This window comes from Sporofaciens sp. JLR.KK001 (genome assembly GCF_036941055.1).
In the GTDB taxonomy this organism is placed as follows: domain Bacteria; phylum Bacillota; class Clostridia; order Lachnospirales; family Lachnospiraceae; genus Sporofaciens.
In genome coordinates this window covers 322802-340941 of sequence record NZ_JAYMNO010000001.1, presented here as the reverse complement: position 1 = coordinate 340941, position 18140 = coordinate 322802, and the positions used below count along the sequence as shown (strand labels likewise).

Sequence of the window (18140 nt, the reverse complement as noted above, 5' to 3'; positions counted from 1 at the left end):
TAAAAGAAAAGCTGTCAGAATATGTCACTCTCGGACATTTTCTGACAGCTTTTGTTATATCAGCACCCATACAGCCTTCTCGCGTTTTCCTCTGTACAGGCCACTACTTCTTCATAAGTGATCCCCTTAATCTCTGCAATCTCCTCCGCTACATACTGGATATATGCGGAATTATTCCGCTTCCCCCGGTAAGGCACAGGCGCAAGATAAGGGCAGTCCGTCTCAAGGACAATGGACTCAAGCGGAATCTCCTCCACGGTTTCCTTTAATCTGCGCGCGTTCTTGAAGGTGACCACCCCGCCGACTCCGATATAGAAGCCCATCTTCACATACTCCTTCGCCATTTCCCTGGAATAAGAATAACAGTGGATCACACCCTTCAAGCCCCCGGCGTATTCCTTCATGATCTCCATGGTGTCCGCGGCGGCCTCCCGGCTGTGGATCAGCACCGGAAGACCAAGCTCCCTTGCAAGTTCGAGCTGCCGGATAAACCATTTCTTCTGTACCTCGTGAGATTCATTGTCCCAGTAATAGTCCAGACCGATCTCGCCGACAGCGATCACCTTATCCCTTCTGAACAATTCTCTCATGCGGGCAAACCTCTCCTCATTCAGCTCCCCCGCGTGGTCTGGATGGACTCCCACCGCCGCATACATAAAGGGATAATCCTGCACCATATCCGCCACTCGTTCGCAGGACGCATAGGACGCGCTGACATTCACGATCGTTCCCACTCCGTGATCCGCCATAGCACGCAGAAGCTCTTCTCTGTCCTCATCGAACTGGGCGTCGTCATAATGGGCATGTGTATCATATATCATCAAAACTCCCCCTGTCCAAGCTTCATGATTCCGGCGCCCTCCTACAGAAGGCCGGCTCTCAGTTCTTTCGGAGTCTTCATGGACAGCAGGGCAGGTGCAATGTCAAATACAGACTTCGCCCCGCATTCTCCCGCCTTCGCCAGACGGTGCGCCGCCCTCGCATAACAGATCAGTACGCTCGCCGTGAATTCCGGATTGGAATCCAGCTTCAGAGAATACTCGATGATATGCTTACTCCCATCCTCCCCGGTCTCTCCGCTTCGGATCACGAACCCGCCGTGAGGCATCTTGCTATGCTGCGCCTTCAATTCTTCCTCTGTAATAAATGTTACCGTCGTGTCATACTCGTCGAAATAATTAGGCATCGTCTTGATGGCCGTCTCGATCGCCTTAAGATCTGCTCCCTCTTCCGGAACCACATAACATTCCCGAAGATGCTTCTCCCTCGTCGTAAGCGCAGGCTCGCTTCCGCCCCGCACCCGGTCTACCGCCGCCTCGACAGGCACCGTATACTGAATACCGTTCTTCACGCCTTCCACCCGGCGGATCGCATCCGAATGCCCCTGGCTGACACCCTTGCCCCAGAAGGTATACGTGCTTCCCTGCGGCAAGATCGCTTCCGCATACAGCCGGTTCAGCGAGAACATACCCGGATCCCAGCCCACGGAGATAATTCCGATCTTACCGCCTTCCTTCGCGGCCTTATCCATATCCGCATAATACTCCGGTATCCTCGCATGAGTATCGAAGCTGTCAATGGTGTTAAAATCTGCCGCGATCTTCGGCCCCATCACCGGCAGGTCCGTCGCAGAACCGCCGCAGAGTACCATAACGTCGATCTCATCCTTCATGGACAGCATATCGTCCATGTGCTTCACCGACGCCCCCTCCGTGTGAATCTTCACGGCAGACGGATCGCGCCTTGTAAAGACAGCCTTAAGTTCCATATCCTCGTTGCGGGCGATCGCAAGCTCCACGCCTCTTCCGATATTGCCATATCCAACAATTCCAATCCTGATCTTATCCATATCATATCCTCACTTTCTTCACCTAGTACACCGAATAATAAGTAACCAGCCATATAACTTGCCTGATTTTCCATCTGCGTCGTTGTTGTCAATCGGCGTAGCGCCCACTACGCCTCATTCCTCCGCCTTGCATATGAAAAATCATTCTGCGTTATATGGCTAGGAACTTATTTTTCGGTGTACTAGGGACAAATGCTTAACAAATTTCGGCCCCTGCCGGCATCTCCTTCTCCGGCGTCATCAATGCAAGCTTCCCCTCCGCGTCCTCCGCGCACAGAAGCATCCCTTCGGACAAAACCCCTGCCAGCTTCGCAGGTTTCAGGTTCACGAGCACCATAACCTTCTTGCCGACCATCTCCTCCGGCTTATAATACGCCTTGATACCGGATACGATCTGCTTCACCTGGCTGCCGATCTTCACCTGGGAGCAGAGCAGCTTCTTCGACTTCTTCACTTCCTCGCAGGCAATGATCTCACCCACCTGGAACTGCAGCTTCCCGAATTCCTCGAAGGTGATCTCCGGCTTCGCCTCGATATCGATCACCGCCGCGTCTGCTGTGCCTTTCGCTTCACCTTCGTTCTCCTCTCTGACCGGCGGATGAAGCTCTTCTACCTTCTTCATGACCTCTTCGATATCCAGCCTCGCGAATAAGATCTCCGGCTTCTCCGTCACCTTGCCGTCGCCAAGCTGCGCAAGGATCTTCCCGGATGTCTCCGGCATAAACGGCTCGATCAGAACCGCGCCCGCCTTGATACTCTCGATCAGGTTATAGAGCACCGTCTCCAGACGATCCTTCTTCGCCTCGTCCTTCGCCAGCACCCACGGCATCGTCTCGTCGATATATTTATTGCAGCGCTTGAACAGATTGAAGATCTCTGTGATCGCATCCGCGACTCTCAGATCGTTCATCTTCGCTTCCACAACCTTCGGCGTGTTCTCCCGAACAGATTGCAGATCAGCATCTACAGACCGCTCTTCCTCGGTCTCGGCAGCGTTCTTATCCGTCACCGCACCACCGAAATACTTATTCGTCATGGAAACAGTCCGGTTCACCAGGTTCCCTAGGGTATTGGCAAGGTCTGAATTCATACGCTCAACCATCAGCTCCCAGGTGATCACGCCGTCATTGTCGAACGGCATCTCATGCAGCACAAAGTACCGCACCGCGTCTACCCCAAAGAAATCCACCAGCTCATCCGCATACAGCACATTGCCCTTGGACTTGCTCATCTTGCCGTCTCCCTGCAGAAGCCACGGATGTCCGAAGATCTGCTTCGGAAGCGGCAGATCCAGCGCCATCAGGAAGATCGGCCAGTAGATCGTATGGAAACGGATGATATCCTTCCCGATCAGATGCAGATCCGCCGGCCAGTCCCTCTTAAACTGCTCCGTACTCTCACCGCCGCACTCATACCCAATCCCGGTGATATAGTTAGAAAGCGCATCCAGCCATACATAGACCACATGCTTCGGATCAAAATCCACCGGAATCCCCCACTTGAACGACGTCCTGGACACGCAGAGATCCTGAAGCCCCGGAAGCAGGAAATTATTCATCATCTCATTCTTGCGCGACACCGGCTGGATGAATTCCGGATGCGTATTGATATGCTCGATCAGACGGTCCGCATACTTGCTCATCTTGAAGAAATACGCCTCCTCCTTCGCCGGCTGAACCTCGCGTCCGCAGTCCGGACACTTGCCGTCCACCAACTGCGACTCTGTGAAGAAGGACTCGCAGGGCGTACAATACATCCCCTCATAATACCCCTTGTAAATGTCTCCCTTGTCATATAATTTCTTGAAAATCTTCTGAATCTGCTTCTCGTGATATTCGTCCGTCGTGCGGATGAATTTGTCATAGGAGGTGTTCATCAGATCCCAGATCCTTCTGATCTCTCCCGCCACATTGTCCACATACTGTTTCGGCGTTATACCTGCCTCCTCAGCCTTCAATTCGATCTTCTGCCCGTGCTCATCCGTGCCGGTCTGGAAGAATACGTCGTAGCCCTGGCTCCTCTTATATCTTGCGATCGCGTCCGCCAGGACGATCTCATACGTGTTCCCGATATGCGGCTTTCCAGACGTATAGGCAATAGCCGTCGTCATATAATATTTTGGTTTTTCACTCATAACCTTCTCTCCCTTCTTAAACATACAGCGAACCCTCTTTGGCCGCGCCGAGTGTGAAGACAATCATGTCCGGCATGATCCTTCTGCGGCATAAAAAACCGCCTTCTTGGATACATTGTAGAATGTATCCAAGAAGGCGGAATCCTGCCGCGTTACCACTTCTATTCATCCTGCCCTCACGGACAGAACCTCTGCTAGTACATCATTGCATTAATCTTGAAGTAATAGTGCTTGATATTCGTGTCAGCTGTGCGTCTACAAACCGACGGTGTAGCGGGCTACATCTAGGTTCGAAGGCGTGCAGATGGCATGGATAGCAAGTGCTTATTACTCGAGAATTAATGCAATGATGTACTAATGTCCCGGCCCCCCATTTACCGGTTAAGCCGAACACTCTCTCGCTATAACGGGCGAACCCATCGCAGCCTGTATAAGCACAGCTAATGCCTATAGTCGGTGCGCTGCTCAGAAGCCATCTTCAGCCAATCTTCCTCCATCCCTCTCAGCATCCCCGCTGTCTTGCAAAACCAATTCTTGCGTCCATAAGACAACGGCTTGGGAATTCTCTGTAAGATTCCAAATGACTTACTCTCTTCGTCATTGCTTTTTCTATCTGCGTTATGTTAGAAATCCTAACACACGGGACGATAGATTGTCAAGAGGGATAAATAAATTCAGTATCCTTAAGCTCTTCCCTGATTCTTGAAGAATCTATCAGCAATTCTCCTCCAAAGATCCCCACGGGAACCATATCTCCCATGTTATATATCACCGGACAGGAATCCTGTTCAAAAAAGTAAACGATCACCCGAAGTTTCTCTGCATCCACCATCCAATATTCCCTTACTCCGGCGGCTTCGTACTTGTGGAGCTTCAAAAACATATCTTTCCTTCTGGTTGATTCCGATAAAATCTCAATGACAAAATCCGGCGCACCCATAATACACTTGTTAACCATCTTCTCTTTGTCACAATTAACAAGAATATCCGGCTGTACCATAGTCTTATCATCACAGTCAAGCTTCACATCCACCGGCGCATAGAATACTTTGCATTTCCCTTTCTTTCTGGCAATATAATCCCGAAGCTGTGAAAATATCTCTGCCGATACAGCCTGATGCGCAAGACTCGGAGCACTCATATCATAGATCACGCCGTCTATCAGTTCCGCCCTTCGGTCATCTGGCAGTGCATAATAGTCAGCTAATGTACAGAAGCTTTTCTGTACTCCATATACAGCGCCCGTTTCGCAGACCCTGGCGGCAGACGCTTCGGGATATTCCTTCCGGCTGGCCGCTGAAGGTCTGTCCGGCAGAAGCACTCTCTCCAACGCCTGTATCATCTCTTTATCCAGTTCCTTAATTTGTCCGGTAAATATCTTCTGTACCATATCACACGGAACTCCTGATAATTCCGAAAGTTCCTCATATGAATAGCTATTTAACTCGCGCCAATATTCCATCAATGGCAGATTCATATCATCATCCTTTCTCAAACTACAGAATCAATTACACAAACAGTTTAACCAAAAAACAAGCGGTAACAGAGATATCCCAACACCAGCACCGCCACACATACCGCCTGTGTAATGAGCGCCTTTTTATTATCCGTTATATCCCCGTCCCCTTTCTTCAGCGACTCCGGCTCCATCAAGAATCCCCACGGACTGTGCTTCTGCATCTTCAGGGCGATTCCCTTCTTCTCATTCTCCCCGACTGCCTTAAGGAACTCTCTCCAGTTACTCTCTAAAAGCTTCATACCTCTAATCATGTCTGCCTGCATCGTCTGCCCCTTCAAAAGTATCTGAAAGAAACCGGCTCTGTCCGAATACGCTTCCTGCTGCCGGTATACGGTATTCTCCTTCTTCTCCATGAAGGTCTTGAATGCATATTCCAGCCCTTCCTGCACGGCTTTCTGCGGATCCCCTGTCTTCTCATATACATTCGTCGTATAATTATACACCTTGTAGACTCCCTTCTGTGAGAGATAGAAGTCTATCATCTGATTCACAGCGCTCCTCATCGGGGTAGACATCGACTGGTCCCGGCCGGCGCTGGCCGCATACATCTGCCCCTTAATCGAAGTGATCGCGGCCAATAACCCCGCAACCTCTTCATTGCGTGCACTGATGCCGGGATTCTTAAGCAGGTTGCCGCTTCCATTGATATGCGCGGCAAAACGGTTCGCTCTCTCAAGTCCCTTCCCTGTAAGGGCCGCCTTCCCTCCCTGCAGGCTAATCCGGCTTGCACTGCCGTTCCTGGCTTCATTCAATATCCGGTTCCTCTGGATCATCTGCTGCTCACCAGAGTCCTGTCTCACATCATATCCCTGACTGATCTTAACATTCCCGCCCTTCGTCAGCTTATAGAGCGTTCCTCCTTCTTCGGACGCTGCGGACAGACCGCCGGAAGGAACAGCCGTACCGGACGCAGTATACATACCTTTCCTGCCTCTGCCGCCTCCGGCCTGCCATTCCTGTGATTCCGGCATAAAATACCGGGTGTTTCCCGTAGAATTCACCTTTCCCCGGGCATAAAATCTGTCCGCAGCTCTGGCTGAGATCGCCTCGCCGGTCGTCTGCTTGTATACACTGGATTTTACCAGCTTAAGAGTGTCTGTCTGGCCGGTCTGCTTCAGGAATTCCATCAGATCCTTCAGCTCAACGTCTACCAGCAGATTCAGCTTCTGCGCAAGAATCTCATTCAGCCGGTCCATCTGCTGCATCTGCTCTTCCCCCATCGTATGTGTCAGAATCGCCTCAAGAAGCGCCAGATACAGCTTCGACAGCTCATCAAGCTGCGCCGAAAGATTCTGATCACCGACCGGCATCCATTTCTGAAATGCTTCCCAGAGTTCCTGCTCCATCTCCAGAGTCCACGTTATATTCGCATCTTTCAGAAGCTTACCTTCTATTCCAAACCATTTGCTCTGCCGCGAGAGCTCCGGCGTATCCCTCTTCTCCTCCGTCCGGTCTCTCTCGTTCTCCTGCTCCCATTCCTGCTTCCTGGAATCCCGTTCCTTCAGAAGCTCTTCCTTCACTTCCGCCGCATGCCTAGATGCTTCTTCTATCAAGACCTGCCCTGCCTCCATCTGAACGCACTTTCTGGCAAGCCTGTTCTCCATCGCCGCTGCTGCCGCAGACTGAGGCGCCTGGTTTCCTCCGGTTTCCTTCACTCTTGACATTCCAGTTCCTCCTAAGCCGCTATGCCTGTCGCCGGTTCATTCAGCCGCACGCCGTGACAAATCGTAAATCTCTTATAATAATTATCGACCGGGGCGCTGATGTTGTAACCTTGAAATATAATTTCTTTTTATTCCCGCGAGCAACGAGCCAAGCGGGCATGCTTGCATGCACATTTGGCGACTGCCGCGAGGGTCAAAGACCCCGTTGCTTGCAGCGGGGTCTTTGACTTCCAAATGCCGCCGTTTTAATTTTACTGAAATTGCTTTACTGAAATTGCTAAATTTACGATTGCATGCCATTTTATAATATGCTATAATTATTTTCAAGAATTTTTCAAGAATTCAGAAGGGCATTCGCCTTCTATTTTCTATCCGGCAATCACCGGAGGAATATCCCTGATTCATTTTTAAATCCAATATTTTACACATTCAATTGGAGAAGCCTTGATATATTGAAACAGTTAAATTCTTCATAAGATTTCCTTTTCCGAAGCTTCGTTTCATGGTATGATTATAATAATAAATCAAAGTCTTCTTACATTGGATCCTGTAATATCTTGCAGAAGAAAGGAGACTTTTTATGAGCATTACGAACAACACACTGAATGGAACGCAAAGACAAGAAGATTTTATTATGCTCCCCACCAACGATGTCTGCTTTGCCGGACTGATGGAGAATCCGATTGTTCGGAAAGGCTTCTGTGCCGCCGTTATGCGGGTTCATCCAGATGAAATTGGCAAAACAGAACTGCTTCCCACACATTTGCAGCGAGAAAATGCGGATGATAAGCTTGGCATTCTGGATGTACGGGTACGCATGAAAAACGGTACTCAGATCAACATGGAAATGCAGGTAAAATATTTTGATTTCTGGGATGAGCGTGCATTATTCTATCTAAGCAAAATGTTTTCCGAACAGTTGAAGCACGGAGATTCATACGAAAAACTTCAAAAATGTATCCACGTCAGTATTTTAGATTTTATACGGTTTCCGGGTGACGAAAACTGTTATCGTACAATACACTTCCGTGATGATGCTACCAATGAAATTTATAACCGCAAGATGGAATTACAGATTCTAGAGCTTAAAAAGCTTTCCAAAACTATTCTTCCAAAAGAAGATATCATTCATTGGATGCGTTTCTTTAATGGAAAGAACAAGGAGGAATTCGAACATATGGCACAGACAAATGAATATCTGGGAGAGGCCTATGAAGCGTTACAAAGATTGAGTGCAGATGATAAGAAGCGTCTGGAATATGAAGCGCGTGACAAAGCATTGAAGGATTATAATACTCAGATGAGCAGCGCTGAAAAGCGCGGCATTGAAATCGGTGAAAAACACGGCATTGAAATCGGTGAAAAGCGCGGCATTCAACTTGCCTGTAAAGTGTTCCGTTTGCATTCACAAGGTTTTTCAGCAGAAGAAATTGCCGCCGAATGCAACATCTCTGCCGAAAAAGTACACGAAATCCTATAAGGCAGCAATTCGTGCCTGCCTGAATTATCTCGGATTTCCCCACTTCCCCGATTGCACCGGTATGGAAGGCCGAACGCCTGCTTTCCCAAGGACAACCGGCGTAACAAAGGGAACGAAGTCTTCTCTTCGTTCCCTTATAATTCTTCTGGATCCTATTCTGTCTTGCCAGCCTTCTCATAATAGCTGTCGAACAGATCTCCGATTGCACTGTGTGTCTCCTGCGCAATAGATGGAAGTGACTTGCCCCAAGCCTGAGTAGCCTGCTCAAATCCCTTCTCCACTGCCGCCTGCATCTTTTTCATCTTCTCCGGGTCATCTCCCGCGAGAGCATACGCAAAATCAAAGATTCTCTGAGATGTCTGCTTTACACCCCAGTATCCGTCTTCGGAAATTGCTTCCTGAGCTTCTGCCTTCGTCTGCGCGTCAACTGTGAAGTTACCGCTGGCAATCAGCTTCCACATATTGTCGCCCTGTGCAGCGGCGCCGGTAATTCCCTGCTTCTGGAACATCTGGGTCATCATATTCGTAAAACGGGTCATCTGATTATCCAGATCCGCCTTCAGGCTCTTCACCAGTGCGGCCCTCTCAGAATCACTCATCTTACCATTAACTTTCGTATCCTTGCTGAATTCAACACGGTCGGTATTCGTCTTGGAAGTTGTCTTATCCACGGCGCCTACCGCATCTTTACTCTGCTCCTCTGCAGCCTTGGACGCTGCTGCTGTCTTGTTAGCATTCACAGAAGTATATCCTGTAGCCGCCTGTACATTCTGATAATAAAGGTCATCGATTTTCACAGCATTTCCTCCTTTTCCTCTTCTCAATTATCTAGTACAACATTGCACTAGTGTGCCAAGAAAATCATTTTATTTATGTTCATACTGTTATATCGGCGGCAGCGGGAAAAAATTAAGATTGTATTGGGAATTACTTCCTTATTTTTTAACCTTCATCAACCGCACGCAACGACTCCAGGAACGGATTCAGAAGCTCCTGCCCGTACTGCAGGAGAGAATAATGTCCCTGCTGCAGACACCAGTTATAGGTGAGCCCGATCTGAAAGCTTGCGATCATATCCGTCAGGACCGGATAAGAATGCACAGAAACGATCTCTCCCGTTTCGCTTCCTTCCTTAAGGAGCTGCCGGAGGATCTGATAATACCGCCTGTCAGGATTCAGTATATGGCGCACTCCCTCTGTCATGACCTGCCGCCCGTACAGCGACGGATAAAAGGAATGGAAAGGAGATTCCTCCACCGCACGCATCACATAACCGTTGAACGAGATCAGATTATCGACCGTATGCTTCTCTTTATCATAATATTCCTGCAGCCAGATATCATAATCATTATCGTAAGTATAAGCGACCGTAAACAGCAGCTCCTCTTTCCCATGAAAATGATGATAGAATGCGCTGCGCGAAGTACCTGATTTTGCAATGATCTGCGAGATCGTGGTTTCTTCATATCCGTTATCCTGAAATAATTCCCACGCAGCCGACATAATCTTTTCTTTTGTTTTCTTTTTATATGGTCCTCTCATGGAAATCCCCGCTTTCTGTAATTATCATAATCATAACATAATCCGCCGCCCGCATCAAGGCGGCCGCAGATCGCATGCTAACTTCAACATAAATTTCAATATATATACGATATATATTGACTATAATACAGTATCTTTGATAAAATTTAGATAATGTATGATAATAAGAACGCAGTACGGAATTAAGTTTAATTTTAACATTGGAGGCATTTATTATGAAACGATTAAGAATGGATGGGCTTCTGACCGAAAGCAGGAAAAGATATGCCGTTGAAGCTGCCCTGCTGCTTGGATTCCAGACAGAATCCGCAGTATTTCCGATAGCGGGGCCTGACGGTGAGATCCCCATCCCGGAATCAGACGAAGAGCTGCTGTCTCTATGGCACCTGGACGGAGCCGATATGCCGGACGGATATACCCCGGCACAGGCAGCGGGGCCGGTCTTTGAATTGGATTTCCGTAAGAGACACGGGCTTGAATACCTTTTTTCCAGAGGATTCTTCCTTAAGGACGAGAATCATGACCTGCTGCCCGACCGATTGGACGTCAAACTTATCCTCCCGGAAGACACAGATACCGCAATGCTCACGGCTGCCTGCAATCTGGCGTTCCGTTTCGGCATGGAGACGACCGCTTTCGAAGGCGGTATCCTGGCGCCGGAAGGCTATGGAGGGAATGCCGTGATCTTCGAGCACGCCGAACAGGAGGAACTGGTACTTGAAGAGCTTCCCGGCGCCGTACATGTACACATCAGGGGCACCGGACAGAAGCTTCTGGAATTCTCGAACCTGATCTGCGAGAGATTCCCTGTCACCAACGCTTTTCAGAGCTGGCGCGACGTCCTGATGGATATGACGGATGATTTTGCACTCAGAGGAGCAGACGGACAGCTTGCCTATCTTAAGGCCTGTCTGGACAAGGAGCCGGAAGGCTCTCTGACGGAGTACACATTATACGGGGCGCCTGAGATCACCGAAGAACAGAAGGCGCATTTTCCCGAAGGCAGTATTCAGAACCATAAGGCAGGCAAGAAGGTCTGGGAACACAATTTCGATCTGCCCTGGGAAGCAGATACCTTCGAGCAGATCATTAGGGAAGAGATCATCCCGGCTCTTCGCACCGGCGATATCGTCCGAATCGAAGGAGCTCTCAGCGAAGACCCTGAGACGCGGAAAACCATAGCGGACCGTATCCGAGAGACGATCAAGCCCACAGGCGCCGACCTTAAGAGCATTCAGCTTATCTGCGCTTACAAGCAGGGGTATTCATGGATAGACGAGGCGGTAATCCCGGCTATATGCTCTGGTACAACGCAAGATTCACGCGATACAGCGCCTAAGAAAGCTGAGATCTACTTCAAGCCGTTTCTCCCGGAAGGAGAAACCGTCTGGCTTGACGAGAACGGGGCAACACCTTCTTACCATAATCTGAAGGCTGATGATCCTGACAAATGGTATGATCTTCCGATCCGTTATCTTCAGGAATTGTATCCTATTCAGGATAAACTGACAGAGAAGCTGGGGCTTAAGCAGGATGATATAGTGTTTCACGCTTATGAAGGCGCCGAGGAATTGACCTATCTGTGCAGAATTATCATGCAGGATGGAACATGCCGGGAGTTCCGGTATCTGGCGAGATATTCCGAGCGTCCGTACCTTGACGAATACCCGCAGATGGGGAAGGTTCATCCCAGCACCGGTTATATCCAGGTATGGGTGAACGAAGAAGAACGGCTGAACCGCAGGATACCCACCGATCTGGAACAGATCTGGGATATCTACCAGGGGCAGATCCTTCCTTTGTGCCGTAATTATATAGAAGAGAAGACGAAAGGCGCTGCAACTTCCGATATGCAGCCTTTCTTCCAGAAGCTTTTGCTGGAGGTATGGGCAAGCGAGCCGGATTACAGGACCGGAAGCCGGGAAGACCTGATATCCTCTCTGGATGCACTCCATGAGGATATGTATTTCGTGGGCAGCGATTATTTCAAGAACTACGGCTTACAGCAGTCAGATCAGCTCTTCGATGCCCCCGGTCTGATCCTTCCCAAGATACATAAGCGCGAAGGAGCTCCCGCATTCCGGGCTGTACTCTATGAGCGTCAGCAGGAAGAGGCCTGTATTATCCGCAGTCAGAAGACGGACGCCGGCAGCGGAACGATCGCCGTACAGCAATTGCGAAGAGATCAGATAGACCTCCGCATCACACGGATCTGTCCAAGCGGCGGCCGCCTCGTACTGGAGATACCTGTAACCGAGATTTCCTCAGATGTAACGGCTGCCTATGCACAGCTATTTGCGGAAGGAAGACTGAACATAAGCGGCAAGATCGCGGATTGCTATATCCTTAAGTTCCTTGCCGGAGACGGAACGGCTTACGAAGCATCCGCTCCGCAGACGGCAGCGCTTCCCATGAAGCAGATCACTGATATCGATCTTCATGAAAATGAACTGATCGGATACGACACCTGCCTTGAGATCCTCGAAGAGCTCAGATGCGTACAAGGGCTTGAAGTCTTTGAGACCGCTCACTCTTATCAGGGGCGCAGACTCTACGGGATCTGGCTGAAACCAGAATACGAAGGATATCTGTCTATGACAAAACGGCTGTCAAGATGTCCAAGCGAGATCATCAACGCCAGGCATCATGCCAATGAGGTTTCCAGTACGAACGCCGCATTTATATTATTGAAGAGATTACTGACGGAAGATATCTACAGGGACCTTCCCCGGAAGCTGAATCTGATTCTGGTTCCTATGGAGAATACCGACGGCGCTGCCATCCATTACGAACTCCAGAAGGAACATCCTTATTGGAAGTTCCATGTGGCAAGATTCAATGCGGTCGGAAAGGAATTCTATCATGACCATTTCCGCCAGGATACCATACATGCCGAAGCAATGGGGCTTACACGGCTCTTTGAAAAATATATACCGGATATGATCGTAGACAACCACGGAGTACCGAGCCACGAGTGGGAGCAGCAGTTCTCAGGCTACACTTCTCCCTCTTACAAGGGCTTCTGGCTGCCGAGATCTCTGCTCTACGGATACTTCTGGTATGTAACGGATGAGCAATACCGTTCTAATTACTCCGTCAATAAGATGATGGAGGATGTGATCGCAGACGAGATTGCCGCAGATGAAGAGATGACACGGTGGAACCAGGAGTGGAGCGCACAGTTCGAGAAGTATGCTCACGCCTGGATGCCGAAGCTGTTTCCTGCGGATTACTATAAGAATATGATCAATTACTGGATACCCTTCGCCTTTGACCCGGCACACCGGTATCCATCCATCCGCTTCCCCTGGATCACTACGGTGGCATACACCAGCGAAGTGGCGGATGAGACCGCGCAGGGTGAATATCTGAACCTGTGCGCAAGGGCACACGCGGCGCACGACGAAGCAACCATCCGAATGCTGATGGCGGCAGAGCATATACATACCTGCCGGTGCGGGCGCCGGGACGGACAGATCTTTACCGAATACTTGCGGCTAAGACCCATGGCCGTGAACAATTCGGAGCAAAGATAGATACTATTAACACTTTTCACTAGAAGGAGGAGAAGTAAATGGAACTAATTAAACTGGTTGGCGTTCTGATCGTAATTGTCGGGTTTGCATTGAAGCTGGATTCGATCCTCATCATTTTCCTGGCGCTGATTACAACAGGACTCGTAGGGGGACTTGGCATTGACGGCCTGTTGGAAGCGATCGGAACGAATTTCGTAGCAAACAGGAGTATGGCGATCTTCATCATGATTCTTCTGATCACAGGCGTCCTGGAGAGAAACGGGCTGCGCGAGGCCGCGACAGACCTGATCAAGAAGGTCAAAGGCGCAACCGCCGGCAAGGTTATCTGCGCATACGGTGTTATGCGAGGAATCTTCGGCGCATTCAACGTCGGTTTCGGCGGTGTTGCCGGATTCGTACGCCCGGTTGTACTCCCGATGGCAGAAGCGGCTGTCAAAAACCAGGGCCATGAAGCGGCTGAAGAGCATGTGGAAGACATCAAGGGTATGGCATCTGCAATGGAGAATATTACATGGTTCTTCTTCCAGGTATTATTCGTCGGCGGATCAGGCGGTATCCTGGTGCAGAGCACACTGGCTTCCCTGGGCTATGAGGTCGAACTGATCGAGCTTGCGGCGGCAGAGATTCCGGTCGCGGTCGTTGCGTTGATCGCAGGCTGCACTGTTACACTCCTGAATGACAAGAAACTGACAAACAGATATTACAAAGACACGAAGTAGGAGGTGCTTAGAATGGCTGATTTGAAATTTATACAGATAAATGAAGTATTAGGCACGAACCTGCTGAACATGGTATGGGTCATCGTAGGTTTGATCGCTATCTATGCAGGAGTTAAGAATCTGATGGATGAACAGAATCCTTCCAGGATCGGAACCGCCTTATTCTGGTGCTCTTTCGGAGTCGTATGCGCCTTCGGCACCTGGCTTCCTGCGAAGATCTCCGGCGCCCTGGTCATCATCATGTGTCTGCCGCCGATCTTCAAGAAGGTAAAAGTCGGCAAATCAGACGCGCCGACCAGGGAACACACCATAGAACAGTATCAGAAAGTCGGAATGAAGATCTTCTTCCCGGCGGTCTGCGTAGGCTTATTCTCACTGTTATTTGCGTTTTTCAGTAATTTAAGCTCTATGGTTGCAGTCACTCTGGGTGTCATCGTTGCTATGATCATCCTGATGCTCTACAATCCATCTGAAAATAAACCTAAGGTATTCCTTAAGGAATCCGAGAGATTTCTCTCCATCATGGGTCCGTTATGTATGCTCCCGCAGCTTCTCGGCTGTCTCGGAGGCGTATTCACGGCGGCCGGTGTCGGAGATGTCGTTGCCAGTATTGTGGAGAAGATCGTTCCGAAGGGAAATGTCAACGTAGGTATCATCGTATTTGCAATCGGTATGGCAATATTTACTATGATCATGGGTAACGCATTCGCAGCCATCACGGTAATCACCGTAGGTATCGGCGGCCCCTTCGTTCTGGCATACGGCGCCGACCCGATCACCATCGGTATGCTGGCGCTGACCTGCGGTTACTGCGGTACCTTATGTACGCCTATGGCAGCTAATTTCAACATCGTTCCGGTAGCTATCCTGAACATGAAGGACCGTTGGGGAGTTATCAAGAATCAGGTGATCGTAGCCGGAATCATGCTGGTATTCCAGATCTGTTACATGATCATATTCAAGTAAACAGGATCCGGCAGGCACCATAAAATAAAAAAGGATGTGGAAAAAATGTCGCATAATATAGAACGCGGCGCCAAAATCGTGATAGATCATTGGATGCGTGTAAGACGTTGGGACAAGCTGCTTATCGTCACAACGAAAGAACATCTGGAAGAATTAAGAGTCCTTAAGGAATTCGCAGCTAAGCGGACACGGTCAGTAAGTTCTCTGGTCGTAGAAGACACCGGAAGGCATGTGGGAGTCTTTTTTGACATGAATGAAGAAGTCTTTGACCCCTACACGGCGATCATTGCCGCGACAGATTACTCTCTCGTAACGACAAAAGCCGCAAAACGGGCGCTCCAAAAGCACAGGAAATTCCTGTCGCTGCCCTTATCTACCAACGACGGACGGTCCATGCTGGAGTATGATTTCATGACCATGGATACAAAGAAAAGCCGCCTTATGGCTAACGTGATCATGAAATATCTCCGCCACTGTACTACGATCCATGTAACAACGCCTGCCGGAACAGATCTGCGCATATACAAAGCAAACCGGATCCCCGGATTCTTCAACGGTGTAACCAAGGACGGAAAGGGGTATTCTTCCGCCAGCATTGAAGTCTACGTCTCTATTGAAGAGACCAAGACGGAAGGCACCATGGTCCTGGACGGATCTCTCGGGTACATCGGACGCGCAGAAGAACCGACGAAGATCCTGTTCAAAGACGGCCGTATCACCTGGATAGAAGATACCCTCACCGGTGTCAGGCTCCAGCATTATATGGAGGATTATAATGATTCCCGCATCTATATAGGCGGCGAGTTCGGAATCGGCCTGAATTCCTATTCCAGGTGTCTCGGTAACTGCTACATTGAAGATGAATCCGCATACGGTACGTTTCACATCGGGCTGGGAAGGAATCTGGCCCTTGGCGGACAGCAGAATGCCAACGGACATTTTGATCTGGTATGTCTGGAGCCGGATATCTACACAGACAACCGGCAGATCATGCAGCAAGGCAAGATCATCATCCCGGAACCTGTAGTATATTAATTTTAAGGAGAGATTATAACCATGAAAGTATTAGTGACGGGATTCGACCCATTCGGAGGCGAATCCGTGAATCCGGCTTTTGAAGCCGTTAAGATGCTTCCTGACAACATCGCAGGAGCAGAAGTGATTAAGCTTGAGATCCCCACCGTATTCTTAAGGAGCGGCCCGGCAGTCGAAGAGGGCATCAAGAAATACCAGCCGGACATAGTGATCAACGTAGGCCAGGCAGGCGGAAGATCCTGCGTTACGATTGAACAGGTAGCGATCAATCTGGCCGAAGCCCGCATCCCGGATAACGACGGAGACCAGCCGTCCGGCGAGCCGCTGCAGCCAGACGGGGCTCCCGCATATTATGCTACCATCCCGGTAAAAGCAATCTTGAAGAATATCCGTGACCACAAGATACCATGCCACATCTCTTACTCGGCAGGAACCTATGTGTGTAACAGTGTAATGTACAACGTCCTTCACATGGCCGCGGAGAAATATCCGAACATACGCGCCGGATTCATCCATGTGCCTTTCGCGGCGGAGCAGGTTGTTGACAAGCCTAACGGAACACCTTTTATGTCTCTGGAAATGATTGCGAAGTGTCTGGAATATGCGGTTGAAGCATCGGTGAATAATTTCGCAGATATAGACGGGATCTTTGGAGAAACCCACTAAATGTAATACTATATTTGTAAGAAATCCGCCCCAAAATCATGAGCCGCAGCAAGCTGCGCCGATTGATTTTGGGGCGGATTGCAGGAATGCGTTTTTAGACCTTCTGCATCTTAAGGCAGCGGTCGCACCAGCGAAGCAGATCCTTGTACACGTCCTCTCTCTTCGTCTCGTTCAGGATCTCATGTCTTAGTCCGGCGTACAGCTTCACGGCAGTCCTGCACCCTGCTTTCTTATAGCGCTTATACACCTTCCTCACATTCTTACCAAACGCCCCCACCGGATCATCTGCCCCTGCAGTAAATAATACAGGCAGATCCTTCGGAATCTTCGCCATACTCTCCCTGCGGTTCAGGGTCTTCATCCCCTCAAACATCTGATAATACCCTCCAAGCGTGAAACGGAACATACATAACGGATCGCCCACATATCTCTGCTGATGCTCTTCATCTGAAGTGACCCATTCCCTTCCGGTCTTACTTGGTTCAAATCTCTTGTTAAAACTTCCGAAGCTCAGATTATCCACGAACTTACTGCGGTATCTCCAACCCTTGAACAGAGCGGCCGCACGGCAGATCATCTGTCCCGCCACAAGGAGCGGCAACGGCTGATAGCCGGTTCCCATGACGATCACACCCGCGAGCCCTTCCCCATACATCGTCAAATACTGCCGTATCAGAAAAGATCCCATGCTATGCCCCATCATCATATATGGCACGCCCGGATACTTCCTGGCAGTGATCACTCTTAACTGCTGGATATCACCGATTACACACCGATTCCCGTTATCCTCGGGGAAGTATCCATAATCCGCTTCGTCTGTGACCGACTTGCCATGACCCAAATGATCATGGCCCACCACATAATATCCATATCCGCACATATACTCGGCAAATTCATGATAACGCTCAATATACTCTACCATACCGTGGCAGATCTGAAGCACTCCTTTGACCTCGCAGGCCGGCAGCCATTCCACGGCATGAATCTGCGTCTTCCCGTCTCTTGACAGATAATAAAACTCCTCTTTCAT

At 49.6% G+C, this 18140-nt stretch carries 14 protein-coding genes; 6 read left to right on the top strand and 8 right to left on the bottom strand.

Annotation, left to right across the window (positions count from 1 at the left end; all coding sequences use genetic code 11):
* Nucleotides 1–59 precede the first annotated feature (59 nt).
* The 5 genes from VSQ62_RS01820 to VSQ62_RS01800 form a co-directional block, all read right to left on the bottom strand.
* On the bottom strand, nt 60–821 hold the full coding sequence (locus VSQ62_RS01820) for a TatD family hydrolase (protein ID WP_334632865.1): 762 nt from the start codon (nt 819–821) through the stop codon (nt 60–62).
* 41 nt (nt 822–862) lie between these two features.
* The gene (locus VSQ62_RS01815) at nt 863–1849 is read right to left on the bottom strand and encodes a diaminopimelate dehydrogenase (protein ID WP_334632863.1); all 987 of its coding nucleotides are present in this window, start codon (nt 1847–1849) and stop codon (nt 863–865) included.
* Nucleotides 1850–2045: 196 nt separating this feature from the next.
* Nucleotides 2046–4007 carry a methionine--tRNA ligase gene (gene metG, locus VSQ62_RS01810; RefSeq protein ID WP_334632862.1) on the bottom strand — a complete coding sequence of 654 codons (1962 nt, stop codon included), beginning with the start codon at nt 4005–4007 and terminating at the stop codon, nt 2046–2048.
* Nucleotides 4008–4638: 631 nt separating this feature from the next.
* Entirely contained in the window at nt 4639–5460 is an 822-nt protein-coding gene (locus tag VSQ62_RS01805) for a Uma2 family endonuclease (protein WP_334632861.1), read from the bottom strand.
* A gap of 44 nt (nt 5461–5504) precedes the next feature.
* A complete protein-coding gene (locus VSQ62_RS01800) occupies nt 5505–7166 on the bottom strand; it encodes a hypothetical protein (RefSeq protein ID WP_334632860.1) in 1662 nt (553 codons plus the stop codon).
* Between the two features lie 580 nt (nt 7167–7746).
* Between VSQ62_RS01800 and VSQ62_RS01795 the strand changes: the two genes are divergently transcribed.
* The gene (locus VSQ62_RS01795) at nt 7747–8646 is read left to right on the top strand and encodes an Rpn family recombination-promoting nuclease/putative transposase (RefSeq protein WP_334632859.1); all 900 of its coding nucleotides are present in this window, start codon (nt 7747–7749) and stop codon (nt 8644–8646) included.
* Between the two features lie 152 nt (nt 8647–8798).
* Here the strand turns inward: VSQ62_RS01795 and VSQ62_RS01790 are convergent, their stop codons facing one another.
* Together VSQ62_RS01790 and VSQ62_RS01785 are read right to left on the bottom strand one after the other, a co-directional pair.
* Complete coding sequence (locus VSQ62_RS01790) at nt 8799–9443, bottom strand: hypothetical protein (RefSeq protein ID WP_334632858.1); 645 nt, start codon at nt 9441–9443, stop codon at nt 8799–8801.
* Nucleotides 9444–9588: 145 nt separating this feature from the next.
* Nucleotides 9589–10188 (bottom strand): TetR/AcrR family transcriptional regulator, encoded by a 600-nt coding sequence (locus VSQ62_RS01785; RefSeq protein ID WP_334632857.1) that lies wholly within the window; start codon nt 10186–10188, stop codon nt 9589–9591.
* A 215-nt stretch (nt 10189–10403) separates the two neighbouring features.
* Between VSQ62_RS01785 and VSQ62_RS01780 the strand changes: the two genes are divergently transcribed.
* The 5 genes from VSQ62_RS01780 to pcp are packed head-to-tail and all read left to right on the top strand — an operon-like array spanning nt 10404 to nt 17110.
* Nucleotides 10404–13724 (top strand): M14 family metallopeptidase, encoded by a 3321-nt coding sequence (locus tag VSQ62_RS01780; RefSeq protein ID WP_334632856.1) that lies wholly within the window; start codon nt 10404–10406, stop codon nt 13722–13724.
* A 38-nt stretch (nt 13725–13762) separates the two neighbouring features.
* Nucleotides 13763–14443 carry a DUF969 domain-containing protein gene (locus tag VSQ62_RS01775; protein WP_334632854.1) on the top strand — a complete coding sequence of 227 codons (681 nt, stop codon included), beginning with the start codon at nt 13763–13765 and terminating at the stop codon, nt 14441–14443.
* A gap of 12 nt (nt 14444–14455) precedes the next feature.
* Nucleotides 14456–15409: a DUF979 domain-containing protein gene (locus VSQ62_RS01770; RefSeq protein WP_334632853.1), complete on the top strand. Its 954-nt coding sequence runs from the start codon at nt 14456–14458 to the stop codon at nt 15407–15409.
* Nucleotides 15410–15454: 45 nt separating this feature from the next.
* Nucleotides 15455–16444 (top strand): aminopeptidase, encoded by a 990-nt coding sequence (locus tag VSQ62_RS01765; protein WP_334632852.1) that lies wholly within the window; start codon nt 15455–15457, stop codon nt 16442–16444.
* Nucleotides 16445–16465: 21 nt separating this feature from the next.
* Nucleotides 16466–17110 (top strand): pyroglutamyl-peptidase I, encoded by a 645-nt coding sequence (gene pcp, locus VSQ62_RS01760; RefSeq protein WP_334632851.1) that lies wholly within the window; start codon nt 16466–16468, stop codon nt 17108–17110.
* A 94-nt stretch (nt 17111–17204) separates the two neighbouring features.
* Here the strand turns inward: pcp and VSQ62_RS01755 are convergent, their stop codons facing one another.
* On the bottom strand, nt 17205–18140 hold the full coding sequence (locus VSQ62_RS01755) for an alpha/beta fold hydrolase (protein WP_334632850.1): 936 nt from the start codon (nt 18138–18140) through the stop codon (nt 17205–17207).

Coding starts and splice junctions, on each gene's coding strand:
- VSQ62_RS01815 (WP_334632863.1), bottom strand. CDS start 1,849: ATGGATAAGATCAGGATTGGAATTGTTGGATATGGCAATATCGGAAGA.
- VSQ62_RS01765 (WP_334632852.1), top strand. CDS start 15,455: ATGTCGCATAATATAGAACGCGGCGCCAAAATCGTGATAGATCATTGG.
- VSQ62_RS01780 (WP_334632856.1), top strand. CDS start 10,404: ATGAAACGATTAAGAATGGATGGGCTTCTGACCGAAAGCAGGAAAAGA.
- VSQ62_RS01775 (WP_334632854.1), top strand. CDS start 13,763: ATGGAACTAATTAAACTGGTTGGCGTTCTGATCGTAATTGTCGGGTTT.
- VSQ62_RS01785 (WP_334632857.1), bottom strand. CDS start 10,188: ATGAGAGGACCATATAAAAAGAAAACAAAAGAAAAGATTATGTCGGCT.
- VSQ62_RS01800 (WP_334632860.1), bottom strand. CDS start 7,166: ATGTCAAGAGTGAAGGAAACCGGAGGAAACCAGGCGCCTCAGTCTGCG.
- pcp (WP_334632851.1), top strand. CDS start 16,466: ATGAAAGTATTAGTGACGGGATTCGACCCATTCGGAGGCGAATCCGTG.
- VSQ62_RS01795 (WP_334632859.1), top strand. CDS start 7,747: ATGAGCATTACGAACAACACACTGAATGGAACGCAAAGACAAGAAGAT.
- VSQ62_RS01805 (WP_334632861.1), bottom strand. CDS start 5,460: ATGAATCTGCCATTGATGGAATATTGGCGCGAGTTAAATAGCTATTCA.
- VSQ62_RS01755 (WP_334632850.1), bottom strand. CDS start 18,140: ATGAAAGAGGAGTTTTATTATCTGTCAAGAGACGGGAAGACGCAGATT.
- VSQ62_RS01770 (WP_334632853.1), top strand. CDS start 14,456: ATGGCTGATTTGAAATTTATACAGATAAATGAAGTATTAGGCACGAAC.
- VSQ62_RS01820 (WP_334632865.1), bottom strand. CDS start 821: ATGATATATGATACACATGCCCATTATGACGACGCCCAGTTCGATGAG.
- metG (WP_334632862.1), bottom strand. CDS start 4,007: ATGTTTAAGAAGGGAGAGAAGGTTATGAGTGAAAAACCAAAATATTAT.